Genomic DNA, 12,431 nt, shown 5'->3' on the forward strand with positions numbered 1-12,431 from the left:
CGTCAGAAGGTTAATTCTATTTCCAGCAGCGTCAGGATACTTTGTGCATCTTGCGCGGCAAACAACGACTGGCGGAAGTTTTTATTCACCAGTTTACGCGCCAGCTGCGAGAAGACTTTCACATGATTCATCCCTTCGTTAGCACCCAGCGTCAGCATGATCACCAGTTCGACTTCGCCCATTTCTGACTGCCAGTCAATCGGTTTCGCCAGCCGGGCAATGCTGATACTGGAATGACGGATCCACTGAGATTTGGTGTGCGGGATCGCTACGCCAAAACCAACGCCGGTGGTAACAATCTCTTCCCGCTGCCAGACATCTTCTTCCAGCTCAAACGGATGTTCAGTGCGCCCGTTAACGCCGAGGTTGCCGCACAGGAACTGGATCGCCTGCTCTTTATTGCTAAAATCCTGATCAACAAAGATATTCTCCAGCGCCAGCAGTGGGCGAACGTCTTCTTCCGGCGTAAAGGCGGTGAGTAACGCTTCAATTTCCTGCGCACTGCGGCATTCACATGCCTGACGCGCCAGTTCCCGACACGCCTCGCTATCCAGTTGACGAAGCTGGCTTTTCACCGCCGGAATACGCGGGCTACTCATACTCAGCTCATCCAGGCCCAGCCCAAGCAGTAGCGGCAGATAACGGCTTTCACCGCCCAGTTCACCGCAAATGCCTACCCATTTGCCCCGCTGATGCGCAGTGGTAACTATTTGCTGCAACATGCGCAGGAACGATGGCGTAATCGGGTTATATAGCGGCGATACGCGCGGGTTATTACGATCGACCGCATACAGATACTGGGTCATATCGTTGGAGCCGATACTGAAGAAATCGACCTCATCGCAGAAGTGGTCGATGATGTAGCACACCGACGGCACTTCCACCATGATCCCAAGCGTAATCGTCTCTGCATGACGCAGGCCATCGCGCTTAAGCTCAACGATCGCTTTTTGGATCTCGCCCTTCACCCATAAGATCTGATCGAGACTGTGGACCATCGGGATCATCAACTGGGCGTTGCCAAAACTGGCGGCGCGCAAAATCGCCCGTAGTTGAGTGCGGAACAGGCCAGCAAATTCCGGGTAAATACGTACCGCACGATAGCCGAGGAACGGGTTCTCTTCCTGGGGAATATTCAGATAAGGAATGCTTTTATCGCCACCGATGTCCATTGTGCGGAAGATAATCGGCTTGTCGCCCGCTGCCAGTAGCACCTGCTGGTAGGCTTCAAATTGCTCCTGCTCGTCCGGCGCGCTGTCGCGATCCATATAGAGCATTTCAGTACGGAACAGTCCAACGCCTTCCGCGCCGTTGGCAAACGCGCCTGGCGCTTCCAGAGCGGTGCCGATATTCGCCGCAATATCAATACGCTTGTTATCACGGGAATAGGCCAGCTGCGCGGCGGCCTGCGCCTGTTGTTTTTGGCGTTTATCCGCCAGCGTCTGTGCGACCTGATAATAACCGCTCACCGCGTCATTCGGGTTAATCGCCAGCACGCCGCACTGGGCGTCAAGCACCGCCGGTTGCCCGGCATAACGGGCAATCGCATCCAGCGGCAGGCCGCTCAGTACCGGGATCGCCGAGGCGCGGGCCAGAATCAGGGTATGCGAGGTGCGCCCAGTTTTCTCCAGAATCATGCCTGCAAGATTTTTTAAATCGAGGCTCAAAAACTGGCTTGGGGTTAAATCCTCGGCTACCAGAATAGTCGGTTTTTCCAGCACCAGATTGTTGCGCGGCTTCAGTTCCGGCCAGGTGATATGCAGCAACTGTTCGCTAATATCGCGAATGTCGCTAACACGTTCGCGCAGATAATCACTGGCAGAAGCAGAAAGTTTGGCGCAAACCTGCTCCATATTGCTGATGATCGCCGCCCCCAGCCCTTGATGCTGTTCTGTCATCAGACGACGGATATTGCCCGCGAATTCATCATCCTGAATCAGCGACAAATGGGCGCTAAGGATAGTTTTGCTTTCGCCGTCACTCTCACGCAATTGCTGGTTCAGTTGCTCGGCAAGCGTTGCAAGGCTGTGCTCCAGCCGGGTGGAATCTTGCGCACTGGCGGGGATTGCCCGATAACTGTCGAGGCTGTCGCTTTGTAACAGGGTCAGCGTACCCACGCCGACGCTGCTTGCCAGCACATTGCCGTACAGTAAATCCGGGTTCAGGCGGCTTAATGAACGCGGCAGCGGATGCGCCGTCAGTTCTGCCTGCGTTGGCTGGATGCTGTCGCTGTCGATAAAGCGCACCTGGATGTACTCTTCCAACACGCGCTGCGCCTGCTCTTCATCGCTGCCGCTAATGTTCAGGCTGCAACTGTCATTAAATAAAGTACCGGTGCCAATCAGCGCCAGCGAGCTTTTCGCATCGGCCTTTGCGTTCTGGCGATGGTTGATAAAGGTGATTTCGCTTTGCCACTGGCTGCACTGTTCTTTAAGTTCCCACGCCGGACGAGCATGAAGACCGTTTGGCAAAGGACAGAGAAATTGAATCGTTAACATAACCGCTCCGGGTTAATCAGGAGATCATCTGAAATCCGTCAGTTGAACAACCGTCTCACGCGTAAGACGTTTAATAAGGGCAGATAAAAGCTGCTGCATCTGCAAAATGTCACGGCAATCGGCAATCGATGCGGCGCAATGTCCGTGGCGGGTTGCTGGCCCCATCACCACTGTAGGCACGCCGGTGCCGGTTAAGTGCACCGCTCCGCCGTCCGTGCCGCCGTTGCTGAACATATCTGCCTGTAACGGCACGCCAATTTCTGCCGCCACGGTTTCGATCCACGCGGTAAGTTTTGGCGGCGCAATCAGCGACTTGTCGCTTAACACCAGCATCGGCCCGTTACAAATCTGACGATGGTTAGCCGCGCCATAATCAAAGTTTTTCGCCCAGCAGGCGGTATCAAGCACAATGGCGACATCCGGCGACACCGCGCGGGTGGCAGTTTGCCCGCCGCGTACCCCCACCTCTTCGCTGGAACTGGCCACCAGCCACACTTCCGCAGGCAGTTCAGCGCTGTGTAGTTCGCGCAGTAACGTCACCAGCAGGTAGCAACCGAGGCGGTCATCAAAGGCTTTCCCCATCACCCGCTGGTGAGGGAGAACCTGAAAAGTTGTATCAAAGGTGACGCGATCGCCTGGACGAATTCCCGCCTGCATCACTTCGTCATACGAGCGCGTACCAATGTCCACGCGCATGGCGCTGACGTCATTCCCCTGCCGGTCGCCGTCAAGCAGGCCTGGAATTTTGCACTCTTCACGGGTGGTGATGCGCACCGGCTGCAGCTGGCGGGCAGCCATGCGCACGTTGCCAACCGGCAGCACATCAATTGCCCCTTCGCGGGAGATGCTGCGCACCATAAATCCCACTTCGTCCATATGGGCGCAGATCATCACCTTCGGCCCTGTCGATTCATTGAGGCGGATCAGCACCGATCCCAGACCATCAAATCGCACTTCTTTTTGCAGGCGATCCGCTTCTTCCAGCAGGATCTGCCGCACTTCCTGTTCCGAGGAGGCGATCGCATCTGCCTCGCTCAACGCTTTTAATAGCGATAAATCCATTATGCCTCTCCCGTGAGCAACACTGTTTTCGGCATGGCGTAGAGCACTTCTGCGCCTTGCGGGGTAACCAGCACAACATCTTCGATGCGCACGCCCCCTTGCCCTGGCAAATAAATCCCCGGCTCCACGGTCAGCAACATGCCTGGCTGTAGCGTCGTGGTGTCCCGCGGTGAAAAACGCGGATCTTCATGGACTTCAATGCCGATAGCGTGACCAGTGTTATGACCGAAATAGTCGCCAAATCCAGCCTCGGTAATGACCCGGCGCGCGGCGTCGTCAATCTGCTGGCAGCGCACGCCGGGGCGAATTGCAGAGATTGCCGCGAGCTGTGCCTGCAGGACAATCTGATAGACGTCAAACAGCGGGTGAGATTCGGCGCTCACCCCTTCGCCATTCACCAGCAAGGTGCGCGTCATATCAGAGCAGTAGCCCTGATACAGCGCACCAAAATCGAGAGTGACAAACTCGCCCGCTGCAACAATCTTGTCGCTGGCTTTGCCGTGCGGCAGCACCCCGCGCCAGCCGCTGGCGACAATGGTGTCAAAAGAGGCTTTTTCTGCGCCCTGCTGGCGCATAAACCACTCCAGTTCAGCGGCTATCTCGCGCTCGCTCATCCCCGCCTGAATAAAGCGGCGAATATGCTCCGCTCCGCGATCGGCAATCCCACAGGCGAGGCGGATTATCTCCACCTCCTCTGGCGTTTTGATTTGCCGCAGCACATCCGGCGTGGCGCTAACCAGTTTCGCATTGAGTTCAGACTTCCAGCGGTGCGCGGTTTCCCAACTCACCTGCTGGCCTTCAAAACCGAGCGTTTGCAACTGCTCATCGGCAATGATTTGATTGACGATAGTGGTAAGCGTGTTCGTCGCGTCAAGCAAATGCAGCTGGTAGCCTTGCGCACGGGCTTCCACCTCAACGAAATAGCTCGAATCTACCAGAATGTGCGCACTTTCACGGCTAATAACCACATAGCCTGATCCGGTGGAGATCCCCAGATGCGGCTGTTTGTTCTGCCGTGAGGAGAGAAGCACTGCATCCAGTTGTTGCTCCTTAAGCCAGTCGCGCAGCGAAGCGAGTAATGTCATCTGGATTTTCCTTCTTACAGGCTATCGATTAACAATTTGCCTTTACGGAACATCATCAGACGCAGGAACACCACCATCAGCGCAGTTATGACTGCCCCCAGCGCGATCCCCGCCATATAGACGCCAAGGTTAGTGACCAGCGGCCATGCCCAGATAGCGGATTCCGGGAACCATTGCACTGCGCCCAGCCAGACAGCGGCGGTTGAGCCGACAATCGCGCCGACCATATACGACGGAATGGCGGTGATGGGGCTTTCCAGCGCAAACGGAATCGCACCCTCACTAATCCCCATAAAGGCAAGGAACATCGCGGTCTTACCCTGCGGATAAAGTTGAGCGTTGAACAGGCGTTTGCCGGTTAAACGACGGTCAATAATGGTCGCCAGCCCCAGACCAATCGGAGGAATAACGATAGCGATAGAACGAGCGGTGACCGGTAATACGTGGTCAGTGGTAAAGCTGAAGGCAACGAAACCTGCGGCTTTGTTGATCGGGCCACCAAGGTCGATTGCTGTCGCCGCGGCGATCCCCATTGCGTACATCAGCGCGCCCTTCTCACCTGCGGCAGTCAGCACGGTACGGATAACGCCGTTGATCCAGCCGCCAAAGGGGGTAATGACGTAGTACATCGCCAGCATGACAAAAATGGCGGAAAGAATCGGTAGCAAAAATGTGGTTTTGAACGCTAACAGGAAATCCGGTAACTGGATTTTCTGGTTCATCCACTTCACAAGGTAACCCGCGACGATAGAAATAATCAGCGCACCAATGAAGGTGGACGGCACCGGCGAAGAGGTCGCCCATTGCATAGTGCTGGGATCGAAGTTCAGCAGTTGCGTCGGCTGGGTAGACATCAAGCCGCCGATAAAACCAGCCGGGAACGCCAGTTTGCCACCGATAGAGTTCGCCACAAAAGCAGCAAACATCGGAATGGCAAAACCAAACAACACGCCGCCGAAGGACTGCGACAGCCAGGCAAATTTCAGTAAGGAGAGGTCGAAACCGGAGAATTTCCCGCTATTAAGAGCATCCATGATGCCGATCTCAGCAGGAATTTTAAGCCAGCTATAAGCAATCAGCTGGCTGAAAGCGAGGATCACACCGCCCATAATTAAGGTCGGCACCATGCGTGAAATCCCTGACATCACATGCTGCGGGAGTTCACCCCAGAAGCTGCTTTTAGAGGCCTGCGGATTCTTAACTGCCGCTGCCGCACCGGATGCGCCAGGCACAACGGTTGCACTGCGTTTTTTAATGGCCATAACAATTATCCCTGTCGAATATTACTGTTGTTCAGAGGCAATCATCTCTTCGATTTCTTTGATGATGCCCGCAGCGTTTTTAATTGCGTCCTGCAAAGTGATTTCATAAACGTCGCGTGATTCGAAACGCTCATTATCTTCCGGGGTAACTGCCACGGAGTGGATGATGATGGTTGCTTCGGCGATATCCTGCGCCGTCAGGCGATTCTGGATACCGTCCGCGCCCTGGGTTTCAATTTTCACTTCATAACCGGCTTCTACCGCCGCTTCTTCCAACGCCTGAGCGGCCATAAAGGTGTGAGCCAGGCCCATTGGGCAGGCACATAAGGCAATCAGTTTCTTACTCATCGTTAATTCCTCATTCAGTGATAGTTGACAAGTGAAATTATGAACGTGCAAAACAAATCGCCGTTACCAGACAAATAATGCATTTACTGGAGAATTAATCCCGCTGTACGGAAGTGTGACGCAGGTCGGCCTTGTGAGGGGACACAAAGAAAAATTGAATTAACTGTATGATTTAAACGATTATCGGGAGAGTTACCTCCCGATATAACAGGAAGGATTTACAGAATGTGCCCTAAGGTCTGGCGTAAATGTGCACCGGAACCGAGAAGACCCGGATTGTCATGGACGATGAGATACACCGGAATATCATGGACATATTCTTTAAAGCGCCCTTTATCTTCAAATGCAGCACGGAAACCAGAGGCTTTGAAGAACTCAAGGAAGCGCGGCACGATACCGCCCGCAATAAACACGCCGCCAAATGTCCCGAGATTGAGCGCCAGATTGCCGCCAAAACGGCCCATAATGACGCAAAACAGCGACAACGCGCGGCGGCAATCGGTACAGCTGTCAGCCAGCGCGCGTTCGGTAATATCTTTTGGCTTGAGATTTTCTGGCAGGCGGTTGTCAGCTTTCACAATTGCGCGATACAAATTCACCAGCCCAGGGCCAGAAAGCACGCGCTCCGCCGAAACATGACCAATTTCCGCACGCAATATTTCGAGGATAATGGCCTCTTCTTCACTATTCGGCGCAAAATCAACGTGACCGCCTTCGCCCGGCAAGCTTACCCAACGCTTATCGACATGGACCAGATGCGCAACCCCAAGCCCTGTTCCGGCACCGTAAACCGCAATAGGTTTACCTTCTACCGGTTCTGCGCCACCAAACTGAATCAGATGCTCTTTTTTCAGCATCGGGATCGCCATCGATACAGCGGTAAAATCGTTAATAATTTCCAGATGGCTAAAACCGAGATTCTTTTTCATTTCGGCAATTGAGAACGCCCAGGTATGGTTGGTCATTGCCACCCAGTCACCGGTAATTGGGCAAGCGATGGCAATACAGCCGTCTTTCACCTCGACCTTATGTTCTTCAAGATAAACGCGAATGACCGCTTCGAGGCTGGGGTAATCAAGCCCTGAATAGGTCTTAGCCTGCGAGATTTCACCACTGGCAATATCACACAGAGCAAGACGTGCGTTGGTGCCGCCCACATCACCGACTAATGCATACTTTATCATTCTTCAACTGCTCCGCTAAAGTCAAAATAATTCTTTCTCACACTGTAAATACCTGGGGGCATAACAACAACGCCGGAAAGGCAGGCTCCCTGTAAATATCGATCTGGGTCACACATTTACTTTATCGTTTCAGCACCAATTGCAGCGATGCCTTTTTGCAAGCTGGGCAAACTAAGTATCTGACCCCGCATAAGGAATAGAACATGCTCCATCCGCGAGCCAGAACCATGTTGTTATTATCGCTCCCCGCCGTGGCAATTGGGATTGCGTCCAGTCTTATTCTGATTGTGGTGATGAAAATCGCCTCGGTATTACAGAATTTGCTCTGGCAACGACTGCCGGGAACTCTGGGGATAGCCCAGGATTCACCTCTCTGGATCATCGGTGTATTAACGCTAACGGGTATTGCGGTGGGGTTGGTTATCCGTTTCAGCCAGGGTCATGCCGGACCAGACCCCGCCTGTGAACCGCTGATCGGCGCACCAGTTCCGCCCTCTGCGCTACCAGGACTTATCGTAGCATTAATTCTCGGTCTTGCTGGCGGCGTCAGCCTGGGGCCGGAACATCCGATCATGACCATCAATATCGCCCTTGCCGTCGCCATTGGCGCTCGTCTGTTACCGCGCGTCAACCGAATGGAGTGGACTATTTTAGCCTCTGCCGGAACCATCGGCGCGCTGTTTGGCACACCTGTTGCAGCGGCGTTGATATTTTCGCAAACCTTAAATGGCAGTAGTGAAGTTCCGCTATGGGATCGTCTCTTTGCGCCGTTAATGGCGGCAGCAGCTGGTGCACTAACTACCGGATTATTTTTCCATCCCCATTTTTCACTGCCCATTGCGCATTACGGACAGATGGAAATGACCGATATTCTCAGCGGTGCAATTGTCGCGGCGATTGCCATCGCAGCAGGGATGGTCGCCGTATGGTGCTTACCACGGTTGCACGCGATGATGAATCAAATGAAAAATCCGGTGCTCGTGCTGGGTATTGGCGGATTTATTCTCGGTATTCTGGGGGTTATTGGTGGACCAGTTTCGCTGTTTAAAGGGCTGGATGAGATGCAGCAGATGGTGGCAAATCAGGCTTTCAGCACCAGCGATTACTTTTTGCTGGCGGTAATTAAACTTGCCGCCCTGGTCGTTGCTGCCGCCAGTGGCTTTCGCGGTGGGCGAATCTTCCCGGCAGTGTTTGTCGGCGTGGCATTAGGGTTGATGCTGCATGAGCACGTACCCGCCGTACCAGCGGCAATAACCGTTTCTTGCGCTATTCTCGGCATCGTGCTGGTGGTAACACGCGATGGCTGGTTAAGTCTTTTTATGGCGGCGGTCGTTGTACCCAATACCACATTGCTACCGCTGCTCTGTATCGTCATGCTTCCGGCATGGCTGTTATTAGCAGGTAAGCCGATGATGATGGTCAATCGTCCGAAGCAACAGCCACCCCACGATAACGTTTAGCAAAAAATGCTCTCCTTTATGATTTAAGAGTTATGGCGATGATACGGGGCTTTACCTCCCCGTAATATTGCGTTAACAGGCCGCTGACGGCTTCGATCGTGAAGGAGAATAACAATGTTCAGGTCACTGTTTCTGGCGGCCGCCCTGATGGCATTTACCCCGCTTGCAGCAAACGCAGGTGAAATCACCCTACTGCCATCAATCAAATTACAAATTGGCGATCGCGATCATTACGGTAATTACTGGGACGGTGGTCACTGGCGCGACCGTGACTACTGGCATCGCAATTATGAGTGGCGCAAAAACCGTTGGTGGCGTCATGATAATGGCTATCATCGTGGCTGGGATAAGCGTAAAGCGTATGAGCGTGGCTATCGTGAAGGCTGGCGCGATCGTGACGATCATCGCGGAAAAGGCCGCGGACATGGACACCGCCATTAAACACATTCGCCAATGGAGCACAATGCCTGATGCGACGCTAGCGCGTCTTATCAGGCCTACAAACCGGATCTTTAACGCGTAGGGCGGATAAGGCGTTTACGCCGCATCCGCCAATAGTGCCAGATGCGACGCTCATTCAACTACAATCCCAGCGCCGTCCCCACCAACAACCAGATATTCAGCGCCACGACCAGCACTACAATCACCCAGCCTGTCTGTTTTACGCGTTTGCTGTTCACCAGATCGCCCATCAACTTGCTGTCACTGGTGAAAATCAGCAGTGGAACCAGCGCCAGGGCGATACCAAAACTTAACAGCACCTGACTCATAACCAGAATCCGTGTCGGATCTAATCCCATCAGAATGACAATAAATGACGGCAGCATGGTGACTGTACGACGCACCCACAGCGGGATATGGAAGCGAATGAACCCCTGCATCACCACCTGCCCTGCCAGTGTCCCCACTACCGTTGAGGACAGTCCGGCAGCAACCAGACTTAACCCAAAGACCGTTGCCGCAGCATGGCTTAACAGCGGTTGCAGCGTCAGATAAGCCTCATCAAGATCGGCAACACCAGTATGACCAGAAAAGTGGAACGCCGCCGCAGCTGTAGCCATCATCGCCAGATTGACAAAACCGGCAATAGTCATGGCGATAGCCACATCCCATTTGGTGGCGGAATAACGTTGTTGACGCGAACCGCCATGTAAATGCTGAGTGAGCGAGGAGTGCAAATAAATCACATGCGGCATAATCGTCGCCCCTAACACGCCTGCTGCCAGGAAGACCGCTTCCGAAGTAGGTAAACTCGGGATCACCATTCCTTTACCCAGCTGCGCCAGGTTAGGCTGGGAGAAAATCAACTCGACAATGTAAGCCGCGGCAACAAACAACAGTAACCCGCCAATCACTTTCTCCAGCGGTTTTTGCCCGCGACGTTGCAGCATTAAAATCAGGAAAGTCGCGATCCCCGTCAGCACCGCGCCCTGCAACAACGAAACACCAAGAATGAGTTTAAAACCGATCGCCGCACCAATAAATTCCGCCAGGTCGGTTGCCATCGCAATAATTTCTGCCTGAACCCAATAGAACCACACTACGGGACGCGGATAGTGATCGCGAATCTGCTCCGCCAGATTTTTACCGGTGGCAATCCCTAGTTTGGCAGAGAGGATCTGAATCAGCATCGCCATCAGGTTGGCCCAAACGACAACCCACAGTAGCTGATAGCCGAAGCTGGCACCCGCCTGAATATTGGTCGCAAAGTTACCGGGATCGATATAACCAATCGCCGCAATGAACGCAGGTCCCATTAATGCGAGCCTCATCTTGCGCGCCGCCCGTCCGCTGCTACTCTCAACGCGATAGTTCGTCATCTTGTGCCTCTAAAACATAGCCTTTGCTATGTTTCATGCTATGATAAACGAGAATGATTATCAAATTCATTTAAATGGATTGTGGTGATTTCTGTGATAGACCAGGATTATGACTACGAAAAGATTGATGACTTGAATGTTATGGTTATGTTTAATGTTAGCACATTTACATAACTTTCAGCTTCCATACACAACATAGCAGAAATGTATGACAGATCACTATTTTTGAAGCCTGTCACAGGACGTCATTATAGTGTGTGTCAGATCTCGTTTTCCTTAACCATGTTACATAGAATGTGCACGGAAATTTAACCTGCCTCATATTTGGAGCAAATATGGACCGCGTCCTTCATTTTGTACTGGCACTTGCCGTTGTTGCGATTCTCGCACTGCTGGTAAGCAGCGACCGCAAAAAAATTCGTATCCGTTATGTTATTCAACTGCTTGTTATCGAAGTGTTACTGGCGTGGTTCTTCCTGAACTCCGACGTTGGTTTAGGCTTCGTGAAAGGCTTCTCCGAAATGTTCGAAAAACTGCTCGGATTTGCCAACGAAGGGACTAACTTCGTCTTTGGTAGCATGAATGATCAAGGCCTGGCATTCTTCTTCCTGAAAGTGCTGTGCCCAATCGTCTTTATCTCTGCACTGATCGGTATTCTCCAGCACATTCGCGTGTTGCCGGTGATCATCCGCGCAATTGGTTTCCTGCTCTCCAAAGTCAACGGCATGGGCAAACTGGAATCCTTTAACGCCGTCAGCTCCCTGATTCTGGGTCAGTCTGAAAACTTTATTGCCTATAAAGATATCCTCGGCAAAATCTCCCGTAATCGTATGTACACCATGGCTGCCACGGCAATGTCCACCGTGTCGATGTCCATCGTTGGTGCATACATGACCATGCTGGAACCGAAATACGTCGTTGCTGCGCTGGTATTGAACATGTTCAGCACCTTTATCGTGCTGTCGCTGATCAACCCTTACCGTGTTGATGCCAGTGAAGAAAACATTCAGATGTCCAACCTGCACGAAGGTCAGAGCTTCTTCGAAATGCTGGGTGAATACATTCTGGCAGGTTTCAAAGTTGCCATTATCGTTGCCGCGATGCTGATCGGCTTTATCGCCCTGATCGCTGCGCTGAACGCACTGTTTGCCACCGTGACTGGCTGGTTTGGCTACAGCATCTCCTTCCAGGGCATTCTGGGCTACATCTTCTATCCGATTGCATGGGTGATGGGTGTTCCTTCCAGTGAAGCACTGCAAGTGGGCAGTATCATGGCGACCAAACTGGTTTCCAACGAGTTCGTTGCGATGATGGATCTGCAGAAAATTGCTTCCACGCTCTCTCCGCGTGCTGAAGGCATCATCTCTGTGTTCCTGGTTTCCTTCGCTAACTTCTCTTCAATCGGGATTATCGCAGGTGCAGTTAAAGGCCTGAATGAAGAGCAAGGTAACGTGGTTTCTCGCTTCGGTCTGAAACTGGTTTACGGCTCTACCCTGGTGAGTGTGCTGTCTGCGTCAATCGCAGCACTGGTGCTGTAAGACCATACATAAAAAAGCCGGGGATAATTCCCCTAATGCCAGTCAGTTAAGCAACTGACTGGCTCTTTTCGGGGCTGTGGGGTATTTCCAGGGCCTCTCCTTTACCACTCTCGGGAAGGCCCTTCCCCTTCTCGTCGGTAATTTCACAAGTTGTCCCATACTTGCAAGATCGCG

The 12,431-nt window shown here is 52.8% G+C and carries 12 protein-coding genes; 3 read left to right on the forward strand and 9 right to left on the reverse strand.

Annotated features, from left to right (window positions below):
• Window positions 1-2: 2 nt before the first annotated feature.
• The 6 genes from ptsP to glk all read right to left on the reverse strand — a co-directional run bounded on the left by ptsP (window position 3) and on the right by glk (window position 7,439).
• Window positions 3-2,498 carry a phosphoenolpyruvate--protein phosphotransferase gene (ptsP, locus tag BHE85_RS10005; protein WP_039064210.1) on the reverse strand — a complete coding sequence of 832 codons (2,496 nt, stop codon included), beginning with the start codon at window positions 2,496-2,498 and terminating at the stop codon, window positions 3-5.
• A 24-nt stretch (window positions 2,499-2,522) separates the two neighbouring features.
• Window positions 2,523-3,560 (reverse strand): aminopeptidase, encoded by a 1,038-nt coding sequence (ypdE, locus tag BHE85_RS10010; RefSeq protein WP_000366046.1) that lies wholly within the window; start codon window positions 3,558-3,560, stop codon window positions 2,523-2,525.
• Complete coding sequence (gene ypdF / locus BHE85_RS10015) at window positions 3,560-4,645, reverse strand: aminopeptidase (protein ID WP_000173299.1); 1,086 nt, start codon at window positions 4,643-4,645, stop codon at window positions 3,560-3,562. The genes ypdE and ypdF overlap by 1 nt, the downstream gene beginning before the upstream one ends.
• Before the next feature lie 14 nt (window positions 4,646-4,659).
• Complete coding sequence (locus BHE85_RS10020) at window positions 4,660-5,907, reverse strand: PTS fructose transporter subunit IIC (RefSeq protein ID WP_000985345.1); 1,248 nt, start codon at window positions 5,905-5,907, stop codon at window positions 4,660-4,662.
• Between the two features lie 21 nt (window positions 5,908-5,928).
• Window positions 5,929-6,255, reverse strand: a complete 327-nt coding sequence (locus BHE85_RS10025; protein WP_000038456.1) for a PTS fructose transporter subunit IIB — start codon at window positions 6,253-6,255, stop codon at window positions 5,929-5,931.
• 218 nt (window positions 6,256-6,473) lie between these two features.
• Window positions 6,474-7,439 (reverse strand): glucokinase, encoded by a 966-nt coding sequence (gene glk / locus BHE85_RS10030; RefSeq protein ID WP_000598932.1) that lies wholly within the window; start codon window positions 7,437-7,439, stop codon window positions 6,474-6,476.
• Window positions 7,440-7,642: 203 nt separating this feature from the next.
• Between glk and BHE85_RS10035 the strand changes: the two genes are divergently transcribed.
• Together BHE85_RS10035 and ypeC are read left to right on the forward strand one after the other, a co-directional pair.
• Complete coding sequence (locus BHE85_RS10035; RefSeq protein ID WP_000903135.1) at window positions 7,643-8,899, forward strand: ion channel protein; 1,257 nt, start codon at window positions 7,643-7,645, stop codon at window positions 8,897-8,899.
• Between the two features lie 114 nt (window positions 8,900-9,013).
• Complete coding sequence (ypeC, locus tag BHE85_RS10040; protein WP_000490072.1) at window positions 9,014-9,340, forward strand: DUF2502 domain-containing protein YpeC; 327 nt, start codon at window positions 9,014-9,016, stop codon at window positions 9,338-9,340.
• Window positions 9,341-9,480: 140 nt separating this feature from the next.
• Here the strand turns inward: ypeC and BHE85_RS10045 are convergent, their stop codons facing one another.
• Both BHE85_RS10045 and BHE85_RS28385 read right to left on the reverse strand, forming a co-directional pair.
• Window positions 9,481-10,719, reverse strand: a complete 1,239-nt coding sequence (locus BHE85_RS10045) for an Nramp family divalent metal transporter (protein WP_000186369.1) — start codon at window positions 10,717-10,719, stop codon at window positions 9,481-9,483.
• Complete coding sequence (locus BHE85_RS28385; RefSeq protein WP_419722595.1) at window positions 10,700-10,789, reverse strand: hypothetical protein; 90 nt, start codon at window positions 10,787-10,789, stop codon at window positions 10,700-10,702. The genes BHE85_RS10045 and BHE85_RS28385 overlap by 20 nt, the downstream gene beginning before the upstream one ends.
• A gap of 265 nt (window positions 10,790-11,054) precedes the next feature.
• Here BHE85_RS28385 and nupC point away from each other — a divergent pair, with 265 nt between their 5' ends.
• Entirely contained in the window at window positions 11,055-12,257 is a 1,203-nt protein-coding gene (nupC, locus tag BHE85_RS10050; RefSeq protein ID WP_000376337.1) for a nucleoside permease NupC, read from the forward strand.
• A gap of 42 nt (window positions 12,258-12,299) precedes the next feature.
• Here the strand turns inward: nupC and BHE85_RS27380 are convergent.
• On the reverse strand, window positions 12,300-12,431 hold a 132-nt coding region (locus tag BHE85_RS27380; protein ID WP_242412322.1), incomplete at its 5' end, for a hypothetical protein.

It is taken from the genome of Shigella sp. FC1567, from assembly GCF_001743015.1.
GTDB classification, from domain to species: Bacteria; Pseudomonadota; Gammaproteobacteria; order Enterobacterales; family Enterobacteriaceae; genus Escherichia; species Escherichia coli.

What these genes read in the sequence shown, in the direction of transcription:
- ypdE (WP_000366046.1), bottom strand. Translation starts at nt 3,560, where the DNA reads ATGGATTTATCGCTATTAAAAGCGTTGAGCGAGGCAGATGCGATCGCC.
- nupC (WP_000376337.1), top strand. Translation starts at nt 11,055, where the DNA reads ATGGACCGCGTCCTTCATTTTGTACTGGCACTTGCCGTTGTTGCGATT.
- ptsP (WP_039064210.1), bottom strand. Translation starts at nt 2,498, where the DNA reads ATGTTAACGATTCAATTTCTCTGTCCTTTGCCAAACGGTCTTCATGCT.
- BHE85_RS28385 (WP_419722595.1), bottom strand. Translation starts at nt 10,789, where the DNA reads ATGAATTTGATAATCATTCTCGTTTATCATAGCATGAAACATAGCAAA.
- ypdF (WP_000173299.1), bottom strand. Translation starts at nt 4,645, where the DNA reads ATGACATTACTCGCTTCGCTGCGCGACTGGCTTAAGGAGCAACAACTG.
- BHE85_RS10020 (WP_000985345.1), bottom strand. Translation starts at nt 5,907, where the DNA reads ATGGCCATTAAAAAACGCAGTGCAACCGTTGTGCCTGGCGCATCCGGT.
- BHE85_RS10035 (WP_000903135.1), top strand. Translation starts at nt 7,643, where the DNA reads ATGCTCCATCCGCGAGCCAGAACCATGTTGTTATTATCGCTCCCCGCC.
- BHE85_RS10045 (WP_000186369.1), bottom strand. Translation starts at nt 10,719, where the DNA reads ATGACGAACTATCGCGTTGAGAGTAGCAGCGGACGGGCGGCGCGCAAG.
- ypeC (WP_000490072.1), top strand. Translation starts at nt 9,014, where the DNA reads ATGTTCAGGTCACTGTTTCTGGCGGCCGCCCTGATGGCATTTACCCCG.
- glk (WP_000598932.1), bottom strand. Translation starts at nt 7,439, where the DNA reads ATGATAAAGTATGCATTAGTCGGTGATGTGGGCGGCACCAACGCACGT.
- BHE85_RS10025 (WP_000038456.1), bottom strand. Translation starts at nt 6,255, where the DNA reads ATGAGTAAGAAACTGATTGCCTTATGTGCCTGCCCAATGGGCCTGGCT.